Source organism: Salegentibacter profundi (assembly GCF_054121475.1).
This window is the reverse complement of sequence record NZ_JBSYGG010000010.1, coordinates 81,426-105,768: the sequence shown is the minus strand read 5'-3', so window position 1 is coordinate 105,768 and position 24,343 is coordinate 81,426. Positions and strand designations below refer to the sequence as shown.

General features: G+C 35.6%; 22 protein-coding genes and 1 tRNA gene. 15 read left to right on the top strand and 8 right to left on the bottom strand.

All coding sequences use genetic code 11. From position 1 onward, the window contains the following. Positions 1-34 precede the first annotated feature (34 nt). A complete protein-coding gene (rnpA, locus tag ACW6NC_RS12715; protein WP_457866555.1) occupies positions 35-406 on the top strand; it encodes a ribonuclease P protein component in 372 nt (123 codons plus the stop codon). Positions 407-439: 33 nt separating this feature from the next. Beyond that, positions 440-2,068: a S41 family peptidase gene (locus tag ACW6NC_RS12710; RefSeq protein WP_457866553.1), complete on the top strand. Its 1,629-nt coding sequence runs from the start codon at positions 440-442 to the stop codon at positions 2,066-2,068. Here ACW6NC_RS12710 and ACW6NC_RS12705 read toward each other — a convergent pair whose 3' ends face one another. Continuing rightward, on the bottom strand, positions 2,069-2,509 hold the full coding sequence (locus ACW6NC_RS12705; protein ID WP_457866551.1) for a GNAT family N-acetyltransferase: 441 nt from the start codon (positions 2,507-2,509) through the stop codon (positions 2,069-2,071). A 151-nt stretch (positions 2,510-2,660) separates the two neighbouring features. Beyond that, positions 2,661-3,095, bottom strand: a complete 435-nt coding sequence (gene rpiB / locus ACW6NC_RS12700; RefSeq protein WP_457866550.1) for a ribose 5-phosphate isomerase B — start codon at positions 3,093-3,095, stop codon at positions 2,661-2,663. A gap of 1,208 nt (positions 3,096-4,303) precedes the next feature. Here rpiB and rnr point away from each other — a divergent pair. From rnr to ACW6NC_RS12685, 3 genes are read left to right on the top strand one after another with little or no spacing between them, the layout of a single operon-like run. Further along, complete coding sequence (gene rnr, locus ACW6NC_RS12695) at positions 4,304-6,502, top strand: ribonuclease R (protein ID WP_457866548.1); 2,199 nt, start codon at positions 4,304-4,306, stop codon at positions 6,500-6,502. Positions 6,503-6,518: 16 nt separating this feature from the next. Continuing rightward, positions 6,519-7,193, top strand: coding sequence for a head GIN domain-containing protein (locus tag ACW6NC_RS12690; protein WP_457866546.1), 675 nt, complete (start codon positions 6,519-6,521; stop codon positions 7,191-7,193). Positions 7,194-7,223: 30 nt separating this feature from the next. Further along, complete coding sequence (locus tag ACW6NC_RS12685) at positions 7,224-7,922, top strand: LysE family translocator (RefSeq protein WP_457866545.1); 699 nt, start codon at positions 7,224-7,226, stop codon at positions 7,920-7,922. 56 nt (positions 7,923-7,978) lie between these two features. Here ACW6NC_RS12685 and ACW6NC_RS12680 read toward each other — a convergent pair. Both ACW6NC_RS12680 and folB read right to left on the bottom strand, forming a co-directional pair. Beyond that, positions 7,979-8,049: transfer RNA gene (locus tag ACW6NC_RS12680), tRNA-Cys, on the bottom strand. A 52-nt stretch (positions 8,050-8,101) separates the two neighbouring features. After that, positions 8,102-8,458 (bottom strand): dihydroneopterin aldolase, encoded by a 357-nt coding sequence (gene folB, locus ACW6NC_RS12675; protein ID WP_457866543.1) that lies wholly within the window; start codon positions 8,456-8,458, stop codon positions 8,102-8,104. 114 nt (positions 8,459-8,572) lie between these two features. On the opposite strand from folB, the gene ACW6NC_RS12670 reads away from it, so the two are divergent. From ACW6NC_RS12670 to ACW6NC_RS12655, 4 genes are all read left to right on the top strand, one after another. Further along, the gene (locus tag ACW6NC_RS12670) at positions 8,573-10,249 is read left to right on the top strand and encodes a glutamine--tRNA ligase/YqeY domain fusion protein (RefSeq protein ID WP_457866541.1); all 1,677 of its coding nucleotides are present in this window, start codon (positions 8,573-8,575) and stop codon (positions 10,247-10,249) included. Between the two features lie 128 nt (positions 10,250-10,377). Beyond that, positions 10,378-10,752, top strand: coding sequence for a YtxH domain-containing protein (locus ACW6NC_RS12665; RefSeq protein WP_457866540.1), 375 nt, complete (start codon positions 10,378-10,380; stop codon positions 10,750-10,752). A 7-nt stretch (positions 10,753-10,759) separates the two neighbouring features. Further along, complete coding sequence (locus tag ACW6NC_RS12660; RefSeq protein ID WP_457866538.1) at positions 10,760-11,110, top strand: phage holin family protein; 351 nt, start codon at positions 10,760-10,762, stop codon at positions 11,108-11,110. A 3-nt stretch (positions 11,111-11,113) separates the two neighbouring features. After that, positions 11,114-11,347, top strand: a complete 234-nt coding sequence (locus tag ACW6NC_RS12655; RefSeq protein ID WP_457866537.1) for a DUF6327 family protein — start codon at positions 11,114-11,116, stop codon at positions 11,345-11,347. 93 nt (positions 11,348-11,440) lie between these two features. Here ACW6NC_RS12655 and ACW6NC_RS12650 read toward each other — a convergent pair whose 3' ends face one another. Together ACW6NC_RS12650 and gltX are read right to left on the bottom strand one after the other, a co-directional pair. Further along, positions 11,441-12,430 carry an SPFH domain-containing protein gene (locus ACW6NC_RS12650; protein ID WP_457866536.1) on the bottom strand — a complete coding sequence of 330 codons (990 nt, stop codon included), beginning with the start codon at positions 12,428-12,430 and terminating at the stop codon, positions 11,441-11,443. A gap of 110 nt (positions 12,431-12,540) precedes the next feature. Beyond that, the gene (gene gltX, locus ACW6NC_RS12645; RefSeq protein ID WP_457866535.1) at positions 12,541-14,058 is read right to left on the bottom strand and encodes a glutamate--tRNA ligase; all 1,518 of its coding nucleotides are present in this window, start codon (positions 14,056-14,058) and stop codon (positions 12,541-12,543) included. 153 nt (positions 14,059-14,211) lie between these two features. On the opposite strand from gltX, the gene ACW6NC_RS12640 reads away from it, so the two are divergent. The 5 genes from ACW6NC_RS12640 to ACW6NC_RS12620 all read left to right on the top strand — a co-directional run bounded on the left by ACW6NC_RS12640 (position 14,212) and on the right by ACW6NC_RS12620 (position 21,435). Continuing rightward, positions 14,212-17,472, top strand: a complete 3,261-nt coding sequence (locus ACW6NC_RS12640; protein WP_457866533.1) for a hypothetical protein — start codon at positions 14,212-14,214, stop codon at positions 17,470-17,472. After that, positions 17,447-17,884, top strand: a complete 438-nt coding sequence (gene ybeY, locus ACW6NC_RS12635; RefSeq protein WP_457866532.1) for an rRNA maturation RNase YbeY — start codon at positions 17,447-17,449, stop codon at positions 17,882-17,884. The genes ACW6NC_RS12640 and ybeY overlap by 26 nt, the downstream gene beginning before the upstream one ends. A 10-nt stretch (positions 17,885-17,894) precedes the next feature. After that, positions 17,895-19,766, top strand: coding sequence for a tRNA uridine-5-carboxymethylaminomethyl(34) synthesis enzyme MnmG (mnmG, locus tag ACW6NC_RS12630; RefSeq protein WP_457866531.1), 1,872 nt, complete (start codon positions 17,895-17,897; stop codon positions 19,764-19,766). A 97-nt stretch (positions 19,767-19,863) separates the two neighbouring features. Next, a complete protein-coding gene (locus tag ACW6NC_RS12625; RefSeq protein WP_457866529.1) occupies positions 19,864-20,694 on the top strand; it encodes a class I SAM-dependent methyltransferase in 831 nt (276 codons plus the stop codon). Positions 20,695-20,922: 228 nt separating this feature from the next. Then, a complete protein-coding gene (locus tag ACW6NC_RS12620) occupies positions 20,923-21,435 on the top strand; it encodes an OmpH family outer membrane protein (RefSeq protein WP_457866527.1) in 513 nt (170 codons plus the stop codon). A gap of 70 nt (positions 21,436-21,505) precedes the next feature. Here ACW6NC_RS12620 and ACW6NC_RS12615 read toward each other — a convergent pair whose 3' ends face one another. After that, positions 21,506-21,910 (bottom strand): DoxX family protein, encoded by a 405-nt coding sequence (locus tag ACW6NC_RS12615; protein ID WP_457866525.1) that lies wholly within the window; start codon positions 21,908-21,910, stop codon positions 21,506-21,508. Then, on the bottom strand, positions 21,882-23,066 hold the full coding sequence (locus tag ACW6NC_RS12610) for a DNA polymerase III subunit (protein ID WP_457866523.1): 1,185 nt from the start codon (positions 23,064-23,066) through the stop codon (positions 21,882-21,884). The genes ACW6NC_RS12615 and ACW6NC_RS12610 overlap by 29 nt, the downstream gene beginning before the upstream one ends. Positions 23,067-23,136: 70 nt before the next feature. Here ACW6NC_RS12610 and ACW6NC_RS12605 point away from each other — a divergent pair, with 70 nt between their 5' ends. After that, positions 23,137-24,318, top strand: a complete 1,182-nt coding sequence (locus tag ACW6NC_RS12605) for a phosphoglycerate kinase (protein WP_457866522.1) — start codon at positions 23,137-23,139, stop codon at positions 24,316-24,318. Positions 24,319-24,343: the final 25 nt, after the last annotated feature.

Here is a 24,343-nt window from a genome sequence, read left to right as displayed (position 1 = left end):
AATTCAGAATAAATCCTATCCTTACTTTTGGAATATGGACGAGCGTTTTGGAAAACAGGATAAATTAAAAAGTAAAAGGCTGATAGAAAAACTTTTTATCGAAGGAAAATCGATAAAAAAATTTCCTTTAAAACTTGTTTATATCCCGATTAACGCCACAGATGTTGCGCAATTAAAAACCGGAATTTCAGTACCTAAAAAACTGGTTAAAACTGCTCCGAAGCGAAACAGGATCAAACGTCTTATGCGTGAGGTTTTCAGAAAAAATAAGTATCTTGTAACCAACAATCTATCAGGTTCTTATGCTTTTATGTTTATTTATATTTCCAGGGAAAAACCTGATTACAAAAGCTTAAATCGCACAATGATAAAACTTCTTCAAAACTTTCTTGAAGAGGAAAAATAAAAAATCTCCCCGGCGATCTTAAAATAATTTGATATGAAAATGAATATTTTAAAAAGAGCAGGTATCCTAATACTGGGAACCGGACTTATTTTCAGCACGCTTGGTTTTAAGTCAGATTTCTTTGAAATAGCCAAGCAGATTGAGATTTTCACAACGCTTTTTAAGGAGATAAATATGAATTATGTTGATGAGACCAATCCTGCAGAACTCATGGATACAGCCATACAAGCTATGCTCTCAGATTTGGATCCCTATACCAATTATTGGAACGAACAGGATGTTGAAGCTGCCAAAATCAATAAATCAGGAGAATATACTGGAATTGGTGCTTTGGTAAATGCTAACCCGGAATACATTAAGGTAATTGAACCATATAAAGATTATCCTGCTGATAAGGCAGGTTTAAAAGCTGGAGATGAAATAATCCAAATTGGTAATATAAAGGTTTCAGATTTTAAAGAAGATGCAAGAGAACTTTTAAATGGTGCAGCTAATTCCAGGCTTAAAATAACCTTTAATCGTCGGGGCGAAACTAAAACCACTAGTTTGGTTCGGGGAGCTGTTGATCTAAAGGCTGTTCCATTTTACAAACTCCTGGAGAACAATACTGGATATATCGTATTATCTCGGTTTAATGCCAGAGCATATGCTGAAACTTCCAGGGCACTTAAAGATTTAAAAAACCAGGGTGCAGAAAAAATTATTTTGGATCTCAGGGGAAATCCCGGTGGACTTTTAGGCGAAGCGATAAATGTTAGTAATATTTTTATACAGAAAGGAGAGTTAATTACCACTACAAAATCGGTAATAGAAAAATATAATAAACAATATTTTACACAAAATGAACCTCTGGATACCCAAATACCCCTTGTGGTTATCCTAAACGGTAGAAGCGCCTCTGCAAGTGAAATCGTGGCAGGCGCCATACAGGATCTCGACAGGGGAGTGGTGGTTGGTGCCAGAAGCTTTGGAAAAGGGCTGGTACAAAGGCCGAAAGAATTAGCTTACGGGACCCAACTAAAGGTAACTATTTCCCGGTATTATACACCTAGTGGAAGATGCATTCAAGCTTTAGATTATAGAAGCAGAGATGAAAAAGGAGAGGCTGTAAAGATTAACGAATATAATGAGTTCAAAACCCGAAACGGTAGAAAGGTTTTTGACGGGGGTGGAATTCTTCCTGATGTTAAACTGGAAACTTCAGAATACAGCGCTATTACCAATGCATTATTAATGGAGGATGCTATTTTTGATTTCGCTACAAATTATTATTACACTCATGATTTGGAAAAGCCTGAGGATTTCAGATTTACTGATAATGATTTCAGGGACTTCAGCAATTTTCTTGATAAGATAAATTTCAATTACCAGACCAGGACAGAAAAAGAATTGGAGGAAGTATTAATTGCAGCGAAAGATGAAGGTTATCAGACCAATATACTGCCTAGTTATAAAGATATTTCAGAACGGCTTAAGGTTTTAAAAAAACAAGAACTAAAAGATAAGAAACCAGAAATAGTAAGTCTATTGACCGATGAAATTATAAAACGATATTTTTATAAGGAAGGTTTATATGAACATTATGTAGAACATAATCCTGAAATTATGGAATCCTTGGCAATCCTTAATAATTCCGAGCGATATTTGAAAATCTTAAAATAATTAATTTTTGACCATGGCAATATGTGGTATCCCATCTTCTAGGTAACCTTCCCCGATGGTTTTAAAACCGTGAGACTCATAAAAATCAATAAGATACTGTTGCGCTGAAAGGGTGATATTATGGGTTTTAAAATGCTCTTTAATTGCTTTTATTGAGGCTTCAAGAATCTCATGGCCATAACCGTATTTTCTATATTTTTCTTTTACGATAACCCTGCCTATAGCGGCATCATCAAAATAAATTCCTTTATCAAAACATCGGGTATAAGCAACAAGTACATCATCCTTATAACCTAAAATATGTAATGCCTTTTGGTCTTTACCATCAATATCCTGATAAACGCAATTCTGCTCTACTACAAAAACTTCAGAGCGGAGCTGAAGAATTTGATAAAGTTGATCTAAATGCAATTCTTCAAAAGTCCTTATTAGAATTTCCAATATTTATTGAGTTCTAAAAAAGAAAGAACTAAATTGAAAGTTCTTTCTATAAATTTGATCTTGTTTTAAATAGTCTTTTAAACCTCCTTTAGCTGTATAATTGAGAATATTATTCCAAACCTAGCGTGTAATAAATATTATCCCAATATAATTACTTTTGAACAGGAATTTTATCAATCCTTTTCTGGTGACGACCTCCTTCAAATTCAGTTTCAAGAAAAATCTTTACCATATCCATGGCCTGGTTTTCTGAAACAAACCTCGCAGGAATACTTAATATGTTTGCATTGTTATGCTCGCGGGCAAGTTTTGCTATCTCACTGCTCCAACAAAGCGCCGATCTAACACCCTGGTGTTTATTTGCTGTCATATTTGCACCATTCCCACTTCCACAAATAATAATTCCCAAGGCTACCTTTTTGTTTTCAACATCATCAGCCACAGGATGGATGAAATCAGGATAATCTACACTCTCATCGGTATCAGTACCATAGTTAATAACTTCAATTCCTTTTTGCTTAAGGAGTTCTACTACCTTTTTCTTATACTGAGTTCCTGCATGATCATTTCCAATTGCAATTTTCATAATTGTATATTTTAGAGAAACAAAGATAAAAAAAGCGCTTATTAACCCCGCTTAAATAGATTGTTAATTACTTTTTAAAATGTGTTTATTTACAAGGCTTTAATATTTACAGGGGAATGTGAATAACCTTTGATGATAATCTGAGAACCTTTTTTGGAGTTTCTAATTATTATTCCAATAGCAATTTTAAGATGGATATTTCAAATTATTATCCGGTTATTTCTTCTCAAGTTATCAGCATTCAAAAACAGGTTGTGAACAAAGTTGATATCCCATATTATTATCATTCATCATTAAAATTTTACTTTTAACGTTTGTTAACAAAATCCTAAAATAATAAGATTGCCAGATACTTATAAAAAATTAAACCTGTTAATAAGATGTTATCAAATCAGCTTAACTGAAAAATCAAATTTTAAGGTGGAAATTTGTTCTACAAGTTAACATACTATAATAACATCCATTTTTAATTTTTTAAAAAAGAAAAAGAAATAATAATAATATATATGGTTAATAACTATACTAGTTTTAAATGAAGATTTGTTTTTTAAAAGTCTTCAATAAGCTTTTTTTGCTTTACTAAAATCTTCTGGGTGAACTAATAACTGAATTCCTCCCTGGCCATTGGAATAAAACGCTAATAGTCCCGCAAGTGTTTCATTCTTTTTATAAAACAAATCCTTTTTTCTTCAATAAATCCTTGTATAACAATATATTAATACTTTAAATTATAAATGGCTAAAAGAAAATAAGCTTCTACAGAAGTATGGGTTTTCTTTATATTTAAAAACTATTTCTTAAAAGTAAGGTTGGTGTAAACTTCTTCTTGGGAAATAGAAAAGTTATAAATTTCTATTTCGGTTTTTTTATTCAGCGTTTTATTGATAAGACCTACATAGAAAAATACACCGATAAAAAATATCAGGAAGAACATAAGAGATATTTTGGTAGGATTGTACATTTCTAAGCATATTATTACAACAAATTTAGTCCTTCAATGTTCCTTTTAGGTTATAACTAATTTAAGTAATTTTTAAGATTATGATAACAAAATTAAAATGTGATCCTAAAATTAAGGGTTTTCCCTCGCACTGATAATCAGTTAAATAAATCTAAAAATTCCATCCAACTCGCCATTAACAAAACTTTACGTTCAAAAAATGTGCATGTGATTTATAAGCTGTAATTTTATATTTTTAATAAAACACATGAATAAAAAGAAGAAAAATACTGCCAAAGTACCAGGGAACCTGGCCAAAAGCATTACTGATATATTACGGAAAAATGGTGGTCAAGCCTTTAATTATAAACAAATTGCAGCGAAATTAGGTGTTAATGATGCCAATAGTAGAAACCAGATCATTAAAAAACTTTCCCAATTAACCGCTAAAAAACAAATTGAAGAGGTTGAGCGTGGTAAATTTAAAATAAATGATCACCGTGATTATTACCGAGGAATTATTGATATGACTACTAAAGGCTATGCTTATGTGGTAGTCGAGGACCTTGATGAAGATGTTTTTATATCCCCTAACCATTTAAATACTGCTTTTAATGGAGACGAAGTTGAAATTTATATTTATAACCGTAGGAGAAATAGAAAATCAGAAGGAGAAGTAACTAAAATTCTAAAAAGAAAGCGTACTGAATTTGTAGGAGTACTTCAGCTTAAAAAAGATTTTGGTTTTGTAGTTATTGATGATCCCAAAATGTATACCGATGTATTTGTTCAAAAGAATAAACTCGGGGAGGCCAAAAACGGAGATAAGGTTGTTGTTGAAATTGAAGAATGGCCGGAAAAAGCTGATTCTCCCTTTGGTAAGATTAATAAAGTTCTTGGCACACCGGGAGAACACCATACGGAAATTCACTCTATTTTAGCCCAATACGGTTTACCTCATGATTTTCCTCCAGAAGTGGAGGAATTTGCTAATAAAATTGATACTTCTATTAAAAATGAAGAAATCAAAAACCGACGTGATATGCGGGAGGTTTTAACCTTTACCATAGATCCAGAGGATGCCAAGGATTTTGATGATGCCCTGAGTTTCCAAAAGCTGGACAATGGTAATTATGAAATAGGAATTCATATTGCCGATGTGGCCCATTACGTGCAACCTGGGAATATTCTCGATGAAGAGGCTTATGAAAGGGCTACCTCTGTCTATTTAGTTGACCGTGTGGTTCCAATGTTACCGGAAGTACTTTCCAACAATGCCTGTTCCCTGAGACCAAATGAAGAAAAATATACCTTTTCAGCAGTATTTGAAATCGATCAGAATACAAAGATTAAAAAACAATGGTTTGGAAGAACGGTAACCTATTCTGATGCTCGTTTTTCTTATGAAGAAGCACAGCATATAATTGAAACTGGTTCTGGGGAAATTCCTGAGGAGGTTTCTATTCAGGAAAAGGCTTATACGGTAAAAACTGAACTTGTTGAAGCCGTTAATCTTATGAATAGTCTGGCTAAAAAAATGCGTGCCGAACGTATGAAGGAAGGTGCTATTTCCTTTGATAAGGTGGAAGTTAAATTTGAGTTGGATCAGCACAATGAACCAGTGGGAGTTTTCTTCAAAACTTCTAAAGATGCTAATAAACTCATTGAAGAATTTATGTTGCTAGCCAATCGAAAAGTGGCTGAATTTATAGGAAAACAGAAGGAAAAGAAGACATTTGTTTATCGTTGTCACGACGAACCTGACGATTCAAAACTTGCATCATTAAGTAATCTGGTTGCTAAATTTGGGCATAAACTTAATCTTAGGGATAAGAAATCTGTTAGTTCCTCACTTAATAACTTATTGGAAAGTGTCCAGGGAACCAAAGAACAAAATCTTGTAGATACCCTTACTATTCGTACAATGAGCAAAGCATACTATGGTACAGAAAATATTGGTCATTACGGATTGGCATTTTCTTATTATACCCATTTTACCTCCCCAATCCGTAGGTACCCAGATGTAATGGTCCATAGGTTATTACAAAGATATCTTGACCAGCAGCCTTCTGCAAAAGAGGATGAATATGACGAAAAATGCCATCATAGTAGTGAGATGGAAAACCTTGCTACAAATGCAGAACGAGATTCAATAAAATATATGCAGGTCAAGTTTATGCAGGACCATAATGATGAAGAATTTCTGGGAGTTATTTCAGGAGTTACAGACTGGGGGATTTTTGTAGAAATTATCCAGAATAAATGTGAAGGAATGATTCGGCTAAGGGATCTAAGAGATGATCACTATGAATTCGATGAAGAAAACTATGCAGTTGTAGGTCGGAAAACTAAAAAAACCTATCAATTAGGGGATGAGGTTTACGTAGGGGTAAAAAATGCTGATTTAGTTAAAAGACACCTTGATTTTAAACTTCTGGGATCTAAAAAGGAGATAGAAGAAGCTTAATTTTAAAAATTTTAAGATGAAGAGGTTAATTGTTATTCTTAGCATTATTTGTTCCAGTCCAATCTTTGGACAGGAAGAGCTAAGTCATAATTTAGCGAGTTTTTCAGAGGTAAAGGTATACAATGGCCTTAGGCTAAATTTACATTATTCTGATGAAAATAAAGCTATAGTGACTGGATCAAAACGTGGAGAGGTTGAATTTGAGAATGAAAACGGAATTTTAAAAATAAAAATGAATATCGATAACATCTGGAAAGAGGATAATACGGAAGTTGATCTCTACTTTACTTATCTTAACAATATAGATGCAAAACAAAATTCAGTAATAGAATTATCCAGCTTATACACCACGGAAGAACTTAGCCTGGAAGCCTCTGAAGGTGCTAAGATTTATGCAGAAATCGAAGCCCGTGATCTAAATATAAAAAGTCTCACGGGTGGAGAGATTGAGGTTAAAGGAAAGGCTGATGTCCAGGATATTAAGATTAGAGCTGGCGGTCAGTATTACGCTAGATATCTCGAATCTCAAAATATTTTCATAAGTATTAGTGCTGGTGGGGTGGCGGATATAAACGCCTCCGAGAGAGTGGATGCTAAGGTTAGAGCAGGGGGTACTGTTAATATTTATGGAAACCCCGAAATTATTGATAAGGACACCCTTTTTGGCGGTAAAGTGAATAGAAAGAACTAAAATCCTACATTTGTAATATAGTACAGGTGTATGTTTCAAGATGTCTTAGCAGCAATCCCTCTTGGTTTTTTTCTGGCTTTTCTTCTGGGACCAGTGTTTTTTGTATTACTGGAAACTGCAGCTATTAAAGGATTCAGGGCAGCATTTTCTTTTGATTTAGGTGTGATAGTCGCCGATGTAGTTTTTCTTTTTATCGCTTATTTAAGTACAACAAAATTACTCGCAAGTATAAAAGATGATCCTGCCTTATTCATTTTTGGCGGGGTAATTCTGGCAACTTATGGGGTAATGAGTTTTATCCAAACCAAAAAAGTCTTGCAACAGGAGGATGAAACCCCAGAGATACGAAAGCTTAAAAAAAGCGATTACATGGGCCTGGCAATAAAAGGTTTCCTTCTTAATTTTATAAATATTGGTGTTTTAGGTTTCTGGCTTGGTCTTATTATTGTTTTCGGTCCAAAATTAAAGATGGAAGGTAATCGTATTCTTGTGTTTTTCGGAAGTGTGCTGGCTACCTATCTAATATTGGATATATTTAAAATTCTACTAGCTAAAAAACTTAACCGAAAACTCACTCCTAATCGGATATACGCCATGAAAAAGGGAATTAGTGTACTACTTATTATTTTCGGGGGAATACTAATTGGTCAAGGACTTTTTCCCAGTAAAGTGAATAATTTTACCGATCAGATAGAGACAATTACACCTGAAGATAGTCTTTCTAAATAACTATTTTGCTTCTCAATTTAGGATATAAAAAAGCCCCTTGATTAAGGAGCTTTTAGAGGCATCGAGCGGATTCGAACCGCTGTACAAGGTTTTGCAGACCTCTGCCTAGCCACTCGGCCACGATGCCCTATTATTGGGTTGGCAAATGTAATAAAATTTTTAGGTTATAAAACCAAAAATTAACGTGATTTACTTCTGCTTACGGTGACCATTGCAACATTTCCACCAATTGGGGGGTTTATTTTAGAAACATCCACTTTAACTTTTTGAACCATAATAATTTCTTCAAGAATTCGGTTTAAAATTCTTTCAGCAACTGTTTCCAGTAGTTTGGCCCGTTTGGCCATTTCTTCTTTTACAATTCGGTTTAAATGTACATAATCTATAGTATCACCTAAGGAATCGGTTTTGGCAGAATTAGACAGATCTCCTTTAACGCATAAATCTACACGGTAATCACTACCAATTTTACCCTCTTCATCCAGACAACCGTGATAGGCAAAAATCTTAATATTTTTAAGTTTAATTTTTCCCACTTGAATTTTTTTTTCAAAGATAAGAAGTCCTGAAGAAGTGGAAAGAATCAAAATAGATAATGCAGCTCAGATTCAGCTTATTTTAAGTAATTTTGGGCCTTTAAAGAGTCGGTTATGTCAGAAACAAAAAAGTCACTCAATTTCATTGAGCAAATTATAGAAGAAGATCTTAGAACTACACATTCACAAAAAGATTTAAAGTTCAGGTTTCCACCCGAGCCTAACGGTTACTTACATATAGGTCATGCTTCTTCCATCTGTTTGAATTTTGGGTTAGGGGAGCGCTACAAGGCACCGGTAAACCTTAGGTTTGATGATACTAATCCTATTAAGGAAGAACAGGAATATGTTGATGCTATAAAGGAGGATATTCTTTGGTTAGGTTTTAAATGGGCAGAAGAATGTTATGCTTCAGATTATTTTCAACAGCTGTATGACTGGGCAGTAGATTTAATTAAAAATGGCTATGCCTATGTTGATAGTCAGACTTCTGAAGAAATAGCCTCTCAAAAAGGAACTCCTACCGAACCAGGTAAAAACAGTCCCTATCGCGATCGTACTATAGAGGAGAACCTGAAATTGTTTGAGCAAATGAAAAATGGCGATACCCCAGAGAAAGGACATGTTTTACGGGCCAGGATAGATATGGCTTCACCCAATATGATAATGAGAGATCCTGTTATGTACAGGTGTTTACATAAAAATCATCATCGTACGGGGAATAATTGGATGATTTATCCTCTTTACGATTGGGCTCATGGAGAAAGTGATTTTATAGAACAAATTTCTCATTCCTTTTGTACTTTGGAGTTTTTACCTCATCGTGAACTCTATAACTGGTTTGTGGACAAAGTAAGTAAGCCTGGAGAAATGCAACCCAAACAACGGGAATTTGCTCGACGTAATTTGAGCCATACTGTGGTGAGTAAAAGAAAACTTATGCAACTGGTTGAAAAAGGTGTGGTAAATTCATGGGATGACCCAAGAATGCCCACTATTTCTGGTTTGAGAAGAAGGGGATATACACCTAATTCAATAAGAAAATTTGCCGATTCTATCGGTGTTGGGAAGCGTGAGAACATGATAGATGTAGCCCATCTTGAATTTCATGCAAGAGAGGATCTTAATATGACAGCACCAAGAGTTATGGGTGTTCTCGATCCGGTAAAAGTAATAATTACTAATTATCCTGAGGGAAAAGAAGAATGGCTAACCGCCGAAAATAATCCCGAAGATGAAAGTGCGGGAACAAGAGAAGTACCGTTCTCCAGGGAAATATTTATTGAAAGAGAAGATTTTAAGGAAAGTGCTAACCGCAAATTTTTCAGACTTACTTTAGGTAAAGAAGTCCGACTTAAAAACGCCTTTATTATAAAAGGCGAAGAAGTTGTAAAAGATTCTGAAGGCAATATTACAGAAATTCATTGTACCTATGATCCTAAGAGTAAAAGTGGCAGTGGTACTGAAGAATCCCTTAGGAAAGTAAAAGGAACTTTGCACTGGGTCTCGGTAAAACATGCCCTACCAGCTGAAATAAGGCTCTATGATAGGCTGTTTCTAGTGGAAGCTCCAGATGCTGATAAAGAAAAGGATTTTATGGAATTTATTAATCCGGATTCCCTGAAGATTATTACGGGTTATTTGGAACCCAGTTTGAAAAATGCCGGGGTTCAGGATAAGTTTCAGTTTCAACGTATAGGATATTTTTGTGTTGATAAGGATTCTACGGAGGGAAACCCCGTGTTTAATCGAACTGTAAGTCTGCGAGATTCCTGGGCTAAGAGGAAATAAGGTTTGCTGGTATCTTTAAGAATATTTTAGTAAAGAAAATTAACATATTAACCGGTTATTAACAGCAGCGCTACTTAGCATCTTGTATCTTTGAGAAGAAGTATAAATAATTTAAACTAAAAACTATTATGGCAAATACAGGAAATACACTTTTAGCCCTTATTACAGGAGCTGCTATTGGTGCAGGTATCGGTTTATTATATGCTCCAGAGAGTGGAGAAAAGACCCGAAAAAGACTTAAGGATGAGTCTGAAAAAGCTCAGGAACGTTTTAATAAAAAATACAATGAAACTTCCTCCAATCTCAGTGAAAAGGCTAAAAAAGCTCGATTGGATTTTGAAGAGCGTTTAGGTGAAACTCTTTCCTCTGCAAGCCATAAAGCTGATGATATACTTTCTGCTATGGAATCCAAACTTGAAGAACTGAGAAAGCAAAACGCAAAGCTTCAAAAGGACGCAAAAAGCGAGGAAGCTGAAACTAAAGGAAAAAAAGCAGTAGTATAAATTGCTTATGGCATTCGAAAAACTATCCAACAGTCTTGATGAATTAAACCAGAATCTTCAGGCATTTGCCCATACAAATTCTGAATATTATAAGTTAAAATTCTTTAAGCAGGCGATGAGTGGAGCCACCTCCTTGGTAAGGTTCTTAATTTTGGGTGCTATAACCGTTATAGCCTTTTTTTTACTTTCATTTGCAATAGCTATTGCAATTAGTGAAGCTATTGGAACACCAAGTTCCGGGTATTTTATTGTAGCGGGATTTTATATTCTTTTATTCCTTCTGATATTAATATTTGGGAAAAGACCAATTGAAAAACTTATGCTACAGAAATTCTCGAGAATCTTCTTTAATGACTAACTTATGAGAGAATACAGTTCTTTTAAAGATATAGATAGGGATTTAAAGATATTAAAACTTCAGACTGAAATAGATAAGGAGGAGATCAAACTCAGTATAGAACAAGCCAAAAAAAGTCTTTCTCCTATTTCAATTGCGGGAAGTATAGTAGGATCAATCCTCGAAAAAGCACTGGTCCTGAAAGCGGTAACGAAACTAACCGGACTTAAAAGAGTAACTGCAACTGTTAAGGATTAATATATAAATCAAGCAGCGGTGTAAATGATGAAAGTTTATTGCGAATATGATCGCTTCTTTCATTTTACTTTACACCGCTGTTTTTTTGAAAGGTTAGTCTTCTTGATTGTTTTTATTCTCTGTTTTATTTCTGGGTGAGCTTTTTTTTAATTTTTTTTCTCGTTCTTGCTGCTCATTTTGTTTTTTCATCGCCTCACCAATTTGATTTGAAGCAGAAAAGGAAGCCACCATATTATTTAACATATCGCTTCCTGCCTGGGGAGAATTCGGTAAAAGAATAAGATTGCTATTGGTTTCTTCACCTATGGCCTGGAGCGTATCATAATGCTGGGTAACGACAATTAAGGCGGAAGCCTCTTGCGAGTTTATACCAACGTTATTTAAAACATCCACACTTTCTTCTAATCCTCTGGCTATTTCCCTTCTCTGATCAGCAATTCCCTGGCCTTGTAATCGTTTGCTCTCTGCCTCGGCCCGTGCTTTAGCCACTATTTTAATCCTATCAGCTTCCGCAACGTATTCTGCAGCCACTTTATCGCGTTCTGCGGCATTTATTCGGTTCATAGCAGCCTTTACCTCCACATCGGGGTCAATGTCTGTTACAAGCGTTTTAATTATGTCATAGCCATAATCCTGCATTGCCTGGTTGAGTTCTCTGTTAACAGCAATGGCAATATCATCTTTTCTTTCGAATACATCATCTAGCCTCATTTTTGGAACTTCAGCTCTTACCACATCAAAAACATAGGAGGTAATTTGATCTGAAGGACTTTCAAGTTTATAGAAAGCATCATAGACGTTTGATTTTACCACTTGAAACTGTACGGAGATTTTTAATTTAACAAATACATTGTCCTTGGTTTTTGTTTCAATAAGTACATCGAGTTGTTGCACCTTTAAGTTAATTCTACCGGCGATTTTATCAATAATAGGAATTTTTAGATGCAATCCGGAATTACGGATGCTTTGAAATTTTCCAAAGCGTTCTACTATGGCTGCAGACTGTTGTCGGACGATAAATATACCCGATAATAAAACTACTAATCCAAAAACCAAGAAAACGGAAAGTAATATGTAATTCATAAATTATATTTTTTAAATGCTATCAAGATAGGAAATAATATTCTACGGTTTAGATATAAAAAAACCGGAAGAAATAATCTTTTCTTCCGGTTTTAAAATTATTTAACTCCCTATCCGAGAGTTGAAATAGCTTTTTTTATTCTTTTAAGGGTTTCTTCTTTTCCGATACTTTCAGCAATGATAAAAAGATCAGCTCCTTGCATAGCACCAACTAGAGCCAGGCGAAAAGGTTGCATAACTTTCCCAAAACCTATGTCTTTAGCACTTATCCATGATTTAACCCTTTCCTCAAGTGTGGAAGCTGAAAAATCCTCCTGAGCTTTTAGCATTTCGCTTAACTCCTGCATGATTCCGGGAGAATCCACTTTCCAAGACTTTTTGGCATTTTTTGGATCATATGAAGTAGGGGAAATAAAGAAATAATAACCTTGATCCCAAATATCCTTTACAAATGTGGCACGTTCCTTTACGATTCCAACTACCTTTTCGATATATTCAATATCTGAATTAATTCCTTTTTTCTGGAGTATAATTTGAAATTCCTTTGCCAGAAAAGCATTATCTGCTTGCTGAAGATAGTGTTGTTGAAACCATTTTGTTTTTTCAGGGTCAAACTTAGCTCCTCCTTTGTGCACCCGCTTGATTTCAAAAGCCTGGATTAATTCTTTAATATTGAAAAATTCCTGTTCAGTGCCTGGATTCCATCCTAAAAAAGCCAGCATATTGGTAACAGCTACTGGGAAATATCCCTCTTCGCGGTATCCTGCGGATATTTCACCCGATTTGGGATCTTTCCATTCCAAGGGGAATACAGGAAAGCCAAGTTTGTCCCCATCTCGTTTGCTAAGTTTTCCTTTACCTTGTGGTTTTAGAATAAGTGGTAGATGAGCAAATTTTGGTTCCTCCCAACCAAAAGCCCTATAGAGCATAATATGCAGCGCTAAAGAAGGCAACCATTCTTCCCCACGGATGATATGAGTAATTTCCATTAAATGATCATCAACAATATTTGCCAAATGGTAGGTTGGCATTCCATCACTTTTAAAGAGTACTTTATCGTCGAGAATTTCCGTATTGATTTCCATATTACCCCGGATCTCATCCTGAAGGTTCAGAATTTCACTTTCTGGGGATTTAAACCTGATAACGTAATCCTCACCGGCACCAAGCCTTAGCTTTAATTCTTCTTCCGAGAGCGCTAGGGAATTATCAAGTTTTTGGCGGTTATGCCAGTTATAAATAAAGGTTTTGCCTTTTGCCTCATGATCTTTTCTGTGTTTGTCTAAAGTTTCTGCTTTATCAAATGCATAATATGCATGTCCGGTGTCTACCAATTTAATTGCATATTCTTTATAAATATCTTTTCGTTCACTCTGGCGGTAAGGACCAAAATCACCTTCTTTTCCGGGACCCTCATCAAAAGGAATATCGCACCAATTAAGTGCATCAATTATATATTGTTCTGCACCTTCGACATAACGATTTTGATCCGTATCTTCTATGCGAAGGACAAAATCCCCATCGTGTTTCTTGGCAAACAAATAGTTATATAATGCAGTTCTAACACCGCCAATATGAAGAGGTCCTGTAGGACTTGGCGCAAAACGCACCCTTACTTTAGCACTCATAATTAAAATTTTAAAACAAAGATACAAGCTTTAAGGAGCATTCCTAAAGACTTGCCAGGGTAGGTTTAATTTTTTTAATGTCCACATCCTGTAGTTCCTTTTTCCTTTAGACAGATAAAAATTGTATTTTTAAACCTGTAAGTGAAGCAGGGGATGGATAATTACTATAAAGTAAAAGACAAGCTAAGTGATTTTATAACCAAATATTATAAAAATAAACTGCTTAAAGGAACGATTCTTTTTTCTGCAGTTGGCTTGCTTTATTTATTGCTGATACTTACCATAGAATATTTTTTATGGCTTGATACTTCTGGTCGGAAATTACTATTCTGGCTTTTTCTTATTCTCGAAATCGGTCTTTTGATCTATTTTATTGTCATTCCCTTATTTAAATTATTTAGGTTATCAGGAGGTTTATCAGAAGAAGATGCCTCTCGGATTATTGGTGATCATTTCCCTGAAGTAAAAGATAAGTTACTGAATCTCCTTGAGTTAAAAAAATCAGAACACAAATCGGATTTACTAATTGCTGGAATTAATCAAAAGGCAAAAATGTTGTTTCCTATTCCGTTTAATTCGGCCGTTAATTATAAAACGAGCCTTAAGTATTTGAAATGGGCGGCTTTTCCGGTTATTATATTTTTAACCATTCTTATTACAGGTAATTCATCTTTTTTATCTGAATCTTATGGGCGCGTAGTGAATTTTAATTCAGAGTTTCAACCCCCTGCACCTTTTTATTTTGTAATTGTGAATCAAAAGTTAGAAGTGCTTGAAAATCGTGATTTAACCTTGACTGTTAAAACCATCGGTGAAGTTAGACCGGAGGAGGTGAGTATTTCTTATAACAACCAGAATTATCTTTTACAACAAGTGGAACCAGGAGTATTTGAATATACTTTTAAACGGCTTAAGGAAGATCTTAATTTTCGACTAAGTTCCAGTAGCATTTCTTCTTCGGCTTATAACATTGAAGTGAAAAAGATTCCTTTTCTGGTTAATCTTGATATGCGGTTGGATTATCCCGATTATACCGGTAGAGAAAATGATTCAGTGGGGGGTACAGGGAACGTGCGAGTTCCTGAGGGTACCGAGATCAAGTGGAGAATCAAAACCCGGGAAACCCAAGAGGTTCATTTTACTTTGGCTGATACCATACTGGATTTTGACGCGACTTCCGGAATAGTTACCCACCGTTCCATGGTCTTTTCTCCATTTAAATATTCTTTGAGCTCCTCGAATTCCAAAATCAGGCATTTTGAGCCGGTTTCTTACGAAATTGATATTATCAGAGATCGCTTTCCGGAAATTGAAGTAACAAAAAAATCCGATAGTATTGATGAGCAAATTAGTTATTTCTTAGGAAACGTCTCTGACGATTATGCTGTGGAAAAATTACAACTTGTATATTATCCTGAAGGTGCTCTTGATAGTCTGGAAAGGGTTTCAATACCGATAGCTAAGGAGTCCTTTGCCAATTTTCTTTTCACTTTTCCGGGAGATCTGTCTTTGGAAAGAGGTGTCAATTACCTTTATTTTTTTCAGGTCTTTGATAATGATGCGGTGAACGGTTCGAAAAGTAGTCGTAGTAATCTTTTTAGCTTTAAAAAAAGGAGCATCCGGGAAGTGGAGGAAGAAAAAATGCTCAAACAGGAAGAATCTATCCAAAATCTTGGTAAATCTCTGAAAGAGATGGAATATTCTAAAGAAGAGCTAAATGATTTTTTTCGTATACAAAAGGAGAATAAAAGCCTTGATTATAACCAAAGACGAAAGTTGCATGATTTCCTGGAACGGCAAAAGAAGCAGAATGAAATGATGAAAGATTATACGGAAAAACTTAAAAACAGTCTGAAGGAAGAAAAGGATAGCCAAAAAGGAGATCCCTACAAGAAAGAATTAAATAAAAGGTTGGAGAAAAACGAAGGACGCCTTAAGGAAAATGAAGCTTTAATGGAAGAATTAAAGGAATTTTCTGATAAGATTAACCGGGAGGAACTAGGCAAAAAGCTTGAAGAACTCTCTAAGAGTAATCAGGCTCAACAGCGTAGCATGGAACAATTACTTGAGCTAACGAAAAGATATTATGTTGAGGAGAGAAATCAAAAGTTAGCCAGGGAACTTGAGGAAATTGCCAGAGCTCAGATGCAGATATTTGAAAAGAATAAAAAAAATGATATAGAGTCACAGAAAAAAATAGCTGAGAAATTTGATCAATTTCTTAAGCAGATGGATGAACTAGAAAAAGATAACGAACGTCTTACCGAACCTGTAGAACTTAATAGGAATAAGGGAGATGAAGAAAACATACAAAAGGATCTTGGTGAAGCCGAGAAAAATATGAGGGATAATAAACCTGAACGGGCGAAAGAAAAGCAAAAGGATGCTGCAAAAAAAATGTTCCAGATGAGTGCTAAAATGAAAGAACAAATGCGGGCACAATCCGGGGAACAATTAAAAGCAAACATTGGGAGTTTACGTCAGATCCTCGATAATCTTGTAAGATTTTCCTTTCAACAGGAAGATTTAATGGAATCCTTTAAAGTTATTAATAGAGAAGATCCAATGTTTGCTGATAAACTTAATTTACAAAATGATCTCAAAGAAAACTTCAGGCATATCGATGATAGTTTATATAGTCTGGCCTTAAAAAACCCGATGATAGGGGAAAAAATCACCGAAAAATTATCTGATGTAGAATTCGATATTAATAAAGCTTTAGAGCGGCTTGCAGAAAACGAGCTTCCCCAGGGAACAGCCAGTCAACAGTATGTGGTAACAGGGGCCAATGATCTAGCATATTTGTTAAGCAATATTTTATCCTCAATGCAACAACAAATGAATCCGCAACCTGGTAAAGGTGGGAATGGGGAAGACTTCCAGTTGCCTGATATTATTCAAAAGCAGAAGGATTTACAACAAAAACTTCAGGAAGGTTTTCAAAAAAGAAAAGATAATCAAGGCCGAGATCAAGAAAAGGGATATGATAAAGAACAGGAAAGTGGAGATCTTTTTGAGATTTACAGAGAACAATATCAATTGCGACAAGCATTAGAGAAATTATTGGAACTGGAAGATCGCGATGCTAATGGGGAATTTTTAAGACAAAAAATGCTAGAATTGGAGGAGCAATTAATAGATAAAGGATTTAGTCCGGAAAGCCTCCAAAGAATGACGCAACTGATGCATGAATTAATGAAGTTTGATAAGGCGAGGTTGGAACAAGGTGAAGATGATGAAAGGAAAAGTGAAACCAATAAAGAAAAGTTTATCAATTCTTCTAAGGGTCACCATATTAAGGCTAAAGAATATTTTAATCAGACTGAGATTTTAAACAGACAAATCTTACCTTTGCGCGAAAATTACCAACAAAAAGTTAAGCAGTATTTTGAACGCAAAAAACCAACAAATTAATTTTTTTTCTGAAACCGATTTTAATTTAAAAAATCCAACTGCGCATCGGGTATGGATAGAAAAGATGATTAAATCGGAAGAAAAAGCCCTTGGAGAGATTAATTTTATTTTTTGCGATGATGATTATCTGCATAAAATAAACTTGGAGTATCTCAATCACGACACACTTACTGATATTATAAGCTTTGATCATTCCCTAGGAAATCAATTGGCTGGTGATATTTTTATAAGCATTGAAAGAGTAGAGGAGAACGCCTTGGAATTCGGGGTCCCCTTCGAGGAAGAAATTAAAAGAGTGCTGATTCATGGTATCCTTCATTTTTGTGGATACCGGGATAAAACTGAAAGTGAACGCCTCTTAATGCGACAGAAAGAAGACGAAAAAATTGCAATGTTCCACGTGGAACAATAAGGTTAAAATTATGTTTGAAAAGGAATATGACGTTATAGTAGTAGGCGCCGGTCACGCAGGAAGTGAAGCTGCTGCCGCTGCCGCAAATATGGGGAGTAAAACCCTTTTGGTTACAATGAATCTTCAAAACATCGCACAGATGAGCTGCAATCCAGCAATGGGTGGAATTGCAAAAGGGCAGATTGTTCGTGAGATCGATGCTATGGGCGGATATAGTGGCCTGGTTAGTGATACCAGTGCTATTCAATTTAAAATGCTCAATAAGTCAAAAGGTCCTGCTATGTGGAGCCCAAGGGTGCAGAGTGATAGAATGCGGTTTGCTGAGGATTGGAGAATCAGGCTTGAACAAACGCCAAATCTAGATTTTTATCAGGAAATGGTAGCAGGCTTAATAATTAAGAACCAAAAAGTAATCGGTGTAAAAACTTCATTAGGCATTGAGATAAAAGCTAAATCTGTTGTACTTACAAATGGTACTTTTTTAAATGGGCTTATTCACATTGGTGATAAGAATTTTGGGGGTGGTAGAGCTGGAGAAAGAGCGGCTATCGGAATCACTAAAGATCTTATGGAAATGGGCTTCGAAGCTGGTAGAATGAAAACCGGAACTCCCCCAAGGGTGGATGGTAGGTCTTTGGATTATTCTAAAATGACGGAACAACCAGGGGATGAAAAACCTTCGAAATTTTCATTTTTGGATGATACAAAACCATTGAGTTCTCAAAGGTCTTGTTATATGACCTATACATCCAATGAGGTCCACGAGATCCTTAAAGAGGGTTTTGAAAGGTCTCCTATGTTTAATGGAAGGATTCAAAGTATCGGTCCTAGGTATTGCCCTTCGATTGAGGATAAAATTAATCGTTTTGCCGATAAGGATAGGCACCAACTTTTTGTAGAACCTGAAGGATGGCATACAGTTGAAGTGTATGTAAATGGTTTTTCTACCTCACTTCCGGAAGATGTTCAATTTAGAGCTTTGCGCTCTGTTGCTGGTTTTGAAGAAGTAAAATTTTTTCGTCCAGGTTATGCCATTGAATACGATTATTTTCCACCGACCCAATTGAAGCATACTCTTGAAACCAAACTCGTAGAAAACCTCTTTTTTGCAGGGCAAATTAATGGAACTACTGGATATGAGGAGGCCGCCTCGCAGGGATTAATGGCTGGGTTAAACGCCGCCCTTAAAATTCAGGAAAAGGAAGAATTTATTTTAAAAAGAAATGAAGCATATATTGGGGTATTAATAGACGACCTTATTACCAAGGGTACTGAAGAACCATATCGGATGTTTACTTCTCGTGCCGAGTATCGTACCCTTTTGAGGCAGGATAATGCAGATTTTAGATTAACTGAAAAGGCTTATCAATTAGGCTTAGCTTCAGAGAAAAGGATGAGAAAAATGGAGGAAAAGAAGGAGAAATCTTTTTACTTCGTTAATTTTTTGAAGAATAAAAGTGTCACTCCTGAATATGCAAATCCGGTTTTGGAAAAATATAATTCCTCTCCAATGAAACAAAGTGATAAAATATTTAAAGTGTTTTCTAGACCGAATATTGAAATGAATGATGTTCGGTGCTTTCCAGGGGTGGAGGATTATATTCAGGAGAATGATCTTAATTCAGAAATGCTTGAACAAACCGAGATTCAGGTAAAATACTCGGGTTATATCGCCAAGGAAAAAAATAATGCCGATAAACTTAACAGGCTGGAAGATGTAAAAATCCCAAAGAATTTTGATTATTCCAGGATTAAATCTATGTCTTTTGAGGCGAGAGAGAAGTTAAACAAGATTCAACCTACAAGCGTATCTCAGGCTTCAAGAATTAGTGGGGTAAGCCCAAATGATGTTTCCGTTTTATTGGTATACATGGGAAGATAAAAACAATAAAAGTTCCACGTGGAACATTAACCTCTAATAGGAATTTTTGGCTAGTGAAATCATTTAACTTTTAATCTTGGGAAATACGAAAATAGAAATGGGAAACAAGGTTTATATAGAGTGCCAGGATTTTTTGGTTTCTCAAGAAAAATTTCAACTTGTTTCCGCAGATTTTGAGATTTTAAAAACTATCCCTGTTCCTGAAAATTTAGCATCTTACTATGAAAGTGAAAATTATATTTCTCACACAGATTCTTCAAAAGGAATAACCGATAGAATTTATCGGCTTGTTAAGAAATACATGTTAAACAAGAAATTGAATTGGATCGAGTCATTAATGTTACCAGGGAAACTATTGGACGTTGGCGCGGGAACTGGAGATTTTCTTTTGAATGCTAAAGAAAGAGGCTGGGAGGTCAGCGGGGTGGAACCGAATAAATCTGCCAGAAATTTAGCTCTCGAAAAAAACCTTGAGGTTAGAAAAGATCTGTCAAAATATGATGGAAAAAAATTTGATGTAATTTGTCTTTGGCATGTATTGGAACACATTTCTAATGTGGAAGAGGAGCTTTCTAAGTTAAAAGCACTGCTTGATAAAAATGGAATCCTGGTAATTGCGGTACCGAACTTTAAAAGTTATGATGCTCAATATTACAGGGAATTTTGGGCCGGGTACGATGTACCTCGACACTTGTGGCATTTCTCACAAAATGGGATTAAAAAATTCTTTTCTCAATTTGGTTTTATTCTAGACCATACCCGGCCATTGATTTTTGATGCCTATTATGTAAGCTTGCTTTCTGAAAAAAACAGAACCGGAACTTCAAATCCATTAAAAGCATTCTTCCAGGGTTGGAAATCAAATTGGCAGGCTAGAAGGAGCACTGAATATTCATCTCTAGTATATTTCTTTAAAAAACAAACCTAATTTCTATTTTAAGCCAATTTAAGAGCTTTTTAATGGTTTAGAGTAATATTACCTTTCTGCTTTTATATATTTCCCTTAGAATTCATTATATCGCTTTATTTTCAATAAAGGTTTTTTATAAAAACCCTTTGGTATATAACTTTTTTAAATATTAGGTTAAATATGGTTTACTAATCCAAAATTTAAAGATTTATGTTTTATACATTTGTCCAAACAAAACTTACCAAAATGAAGAAAATATTTTTAATCACAGTTCTCTCCGTATTTTTTATCTCCTGTAATGAGGAAAAAACAGCATATGTTGATACCACTAAACTTATTCAGGAGTATCAGGAGATGAAGGATGTAGAAGCAAAATTCAATAAGAAAACAGAAACGGTTAAAGGAGAGCTTGATTCTGTAGCTAATGCTTTTCAGGCCGAAGTACAGGAATATCAGTCTGAAATGAATTCGATGTCCCAGGCTCAACGTCAGGAAAGAGAACAGGAGCTTATGCAAAAACAACAGCAATTGCAGCAGCAGCAACAACAAAGAGGTGGTTTATTGCGCCAGGAAAGTGATGCCGCAATTGATTCTATTGTAGATAAAGTTAAAAATTATGTCGAAGAATATGGAAAGGAAAAGGGTTATACCTATATTTTTGGATCAAATGAATCGGCGAATATAATGTATGCAAAAGATGGCTTAGATATCACCGAAGAGGTTCTGGAAGAATTAAATGCTTCATATCAAAAGGATTAATTTTTCAAATAAGTAAAGTAAGAGCCCCCGGGAGTTATAGCTTCTTGAGGGGCTTTTTTGTGCTGAAAACTTAGGAAAATGAAGAAAGGAGAAAAACACCAAAGATAACGACAACAAAGTAGCCTGTTATGGTAAATGCTCCGGCATAATCCTTGGCAACTCTTTGTCCAAAAAGAAGCATTAAAAGCGTGATAGCCGCTAGTATGCACGAATAGAGGGCCCAAGAAGGATCATTGTATAAAAGAATCCAGGTTATTCCTACGATAGCAAGGAAACCTGTTAATATTTCAATAATCATTATAACCCCTACCATCAGTGGAACCATTCCTGCCATAAAAGTTTCTTTGAAATGTTCTTTTAACCAGCCTATATTTCCTTTCCAATCGCTAGCCTTATCTAAACCGGATTGTAAAAAAGTAATCAGAATAAAAAGCAGAATAAGAACTTCAGTGAGATAATTGTTGAGGTTTATCATAGTGTTGTGGTTTTTTATGAAGGTATCGCGTGAGTTTAATGGATAGATTTGTTAGAACAATTTTGGAATTTGCATTTCGACCAATGTGAAATATTGCTTCTTCCAACGCCTGGGTTATTTCCAGGATGTTTCCACCATGCACATAAGGAGCAAAATTTTTTATTTTAAAACCATTAGTCCTTGGTTCCAGATAAACCAAATTATTTGCTTTATAATTATACATTAACGCCTGCCTGAAAAAATCCAAACAATATAATAGAAAACTTTTCTGATTTTCTCTGCCAAGTTTTGCAATTTCCTCGCTCCAGGCGATTAGCTCCAATACAGTTGATTTATTCCCTTTTGCCTTAAAAGCACTTCTTACCCAATTGACGAACCAGGTTTCAAATTGCTTATCACCAGCATCTTTATTTAAAAGATGCAGGGCCTTTGTGTAACTGCCATTTGCCTGGTGTGCTATTTTTAATGCCTCCTCCTGGTTACAAGCTTTTCTTTTAATAAGAAAATCTGCAATTTCTACTTCAGGTAGGGGTGGGAAATGGAGTTTCTGACATCTCGATCTTATAGTCTGAATAATTTGCTCCTCTTCCTCAGCTATAAGGATAAAAAGTGTTTTATTTGGTGGTTCCTCGATAAGCTTCAATAATTTGTTGGCTGCTTCACGATTCATCTTTTCCGCCATCCAGATAAGCATAACTTTAAAGCCACCTTCATAGGCTTTTAATGAAAGAGATTTAACAATGTCCTGCGCTTCATCTACTCCTATCTTCCCCTGTTTATTCTCAATGCCAAGTTCCTGGTACCAGTCGAATAAACTACCATAAGGATTGGACATAACAAAATTGCGCCATTCATCCATAAAGTGGTCCGAAACAGCGTGGCTTTTAATCTTTTCGTTGTTGGCAACAGGAAAGGCGAAATGAAGATCAGGATGACCAAGGTTTTGGAACCTGAGATTACAGGCCTCATTGCCTGAATTGTTTTCCCCATTATTGTTTTTACACAAAATATACTGAGCGTATGCTATGGCCATAGGTAAGGTACCGCTTCCCGAATTCCCAATAAAAAGTTGCGCATGGGGAATTCTGTTATTATCGGCAGTGGTAGTTAGATGATTTTTTATGTGGGCTAAGCCTATAATTTCTTCAAAAAGCATAAGCAAATATAAAACTTATATGCACTTTTATATCTTCGGAAAAAATTATATTTGTAATTAAAGCATTACTATGAAAACATTAGACGATTACAATTTTAAAGATAAACAGGCACTAATTAGGGTGGATTTTAACGTTCCTTTGAAGGATTTAAAAGTAACGGATGCCAGCCGAATAGAAGCGGCAAGACCTACAATCCTAAAAATACTCGAAGATGGGGGTAGTGTGGTTCTCATGTCTCACTTAGGCAGACCGAAAGGAAAAGAAGAAAAATACTCTCTTAGAAATATAGTTTCCAAAGTATCAGAGGTCCTTGGTGTTGAAACCAAATTTGTAGACGATTCTGTAGGGAATAAGGTGAAAGAAGCTACCGAGCAATTGCAACCAGGAGAAGTTCTTTTACTTGAAAATCTAAGATTTTATGAGGAAGAAACTGAAGGAGATGAAGAATTTGCAAGGCAACTTTCCGAATTAGGGGATATTTATGTTAATGATGCCTTTGGCACTGCCCATCGTGCTCATGCCTCAACCACTATTGTTGCTAAGTTTTTTGAAGAGAAGTGTTTTGGTTATCTTCTGGCAAAGGAGATTAAAAGTCTGGATAAGGTGCTCAACAGCAAGGAAAAACCTGTAACTGCAGTTCTCGGAGGTGCAAAGGTATCATCCAAAATTACCGTAATTGAAAATATACTTGATAAAATAGACCACCTGATCATAGGTGGGGGGATGGCTTACACCTTCATATTGGCCCAGGGTGGAAAAACCGGAAATTCTCTGGTAGAAGAAGACAAGCAAGAGCTCGCTCTTGAAATCCTTAAAAAAGCAAAAGAGAAAGGAGTAGAAATTCACCTGCCCGTGGATTCGGTAATCGCGGATAGCTTTTCTGAAGAAGCCAGTACGCAGGTTGAGCGTATTGATAAAATACCTGATGGGTGGATGGGACTGGATGCCGGACCTGATTCTCTTAAGAATTTCGAGGCGGTTATCAAAAAATCCAAAATCATTCTATGGAATGGACCTCTTGGAGTATTCGAAATGGATAAATTCGCCAAAGGAACCATCAAATTAGGTGAATTCATTGCCGAGGCTACCGAAAATGGAGCTTTTAGTCTGGTAGGCGGTGGAGATTCTGTGGCAGCTGTCAAGAAATTTGGCTTTGAAAATAAAGTGAGTTATGTTTCTACCGGAGGAGGAGCAATGCTGGAAATGTTAGAAGGGAAATCACTTCCTGGAATTGAAGCAATAGGGGAATAAGGTACGAAAATTGAGAATATTTCGT

Excerpts from the sequence above, each read along its gene's own strand:
- rnpA (WP_457866555.1), top strand. The coding sequence starts at position 35 with ATGGACGAGCGTTTTGGAAAACAGGATAAATTAAAAAGTAAAAGGCTG.
- ACW6NC_RS12710 (WP_457866553.1), top strand. The coding sequence starts at position 440 with ATGAAAATGAATATTTTAAAAAGAGCAGGTATCCTAATACTGGGAACC.
- rpiB (WP_457866550.1), bottom strand. The coding sequence starts at position 3,095 with ATGAAAATTGCAATTGGAAATGATCATGCAGGAACTCAGTATAAGAAA.
- rnr (WP_457866548.1), top strand. The coding sequence starts at position 4,304 with ATGAATAAAAAGAAGAAAAATACTGCCAAAGTACCAGGGAACCTGGCC.
- ACW6NC_RS12690 (WP_457866546.1), top strand. The coding sequence starts at position 6,519 with ATGAAGAGGTTAATTGTTATTCTTAGCATTATTTGTTCCAGTCCAATC.
- ACW6NC_RS12685 (WP_457866545.1), top strand. The coding sequence starts at position 7,224 with ATGTTTCAAGATGTCTTAGCAGCAATCCCTCTTGGTTTTTTTCTGGCT.
- ACW6NC_RS12670 (WP_457866541.1), top strand. The coding sequence starts at position 8,573 with ATGTCAGAAACAAAAAAGTCACTCAATTTCATTGAGCAAATTATAGAA.
- ACW6NC_RS12665 (WP_457866540.1), top strand. The coding sequence starts at position 10,378 with ATGGCAAATACAGGAAATACACTTTTAGCCCTTATTACAGGAGCTGCT.
- ACW6NC_RS12660 (WP_457866538.1), top strand. The coding sequence starts at position 10,760 with ATGGCATTCGAAAAACTATCCAACAGTCTTGATGAATTAAACCAGAAT.
- ACW6NC_RS12655 (WP_457866537.1), top strand. The coding sequence starts at position 11,114 with ATGAGAGAATACAGTTCTTTTAAAGATATAGATAGGGATTTAAAGATA.
- ACW6NC_RS12650 (WP_457866536.1), bottom strand. The coding sequence starts at position 12,430 with ATGAATTACATATTACTTTCCGTTTTCTTGGTTTTTGGATTAGTAGTT.
- gltX (WP_457866535.1), bottom strand. The coding sequence starts at position 14,058 with ATGAGTGCTAAAGTAAGGGTGCGTTTTGCGCCAAGTCCTACAGGACCT.
- ACW6NC_RS12640 (WP_457866533.1), top strand. The coding sequence starts at position 14,212 with ATGGATAATTACTATAAAGTAAAAGACAAGCTAAGTGATTTTATAACC.
- mnmG (WP_457866531.1), top strand. The coding sequence starts at position 17,895 with ATGTTTGAAAAGGAATATGACGTTATAGTAGTAGGCGCCGGTCACGCA.
- ACW6NC_RS12625 (WP_457866529.1), top strand. The coding sequence starts at position 19,864 with ATGGGAAACAAGGTTTATATAGAGTGCCAGGATTTTTTGGTTTCTCAA.
- ACW6NC_RS12620 (WP_457866527.1), top strand. The coding sequence starts at position 20,923 with ATGAAGAAAATATTTTTAATCACAGTTCTCTCCGTATTTTTTATCTCC.
- ACW6NC_RS12615 (WP_457866525.1), bottom strand. The coding sequence starts at position 21,910 with ATGATAAACCTCAACAATTATCTCACTGAAGTTCTTATTCTGCTTTTT.
- ACW6NC_RS12610 (WP_457866523.1), bottom strand. The coding sequence starts at position 23,066 with ATGCTTTTTGAAGAAATTATAGGCTTAGCCCACATAAAAAATCATCTA.
- ACW6NC_RS12605 (WP_457866522.1), top strand. The coding sequence starts at position 23,137 with ATGAAAACATTAGACGATTACAATTTTAAAGATAAACAGGCACTAATT.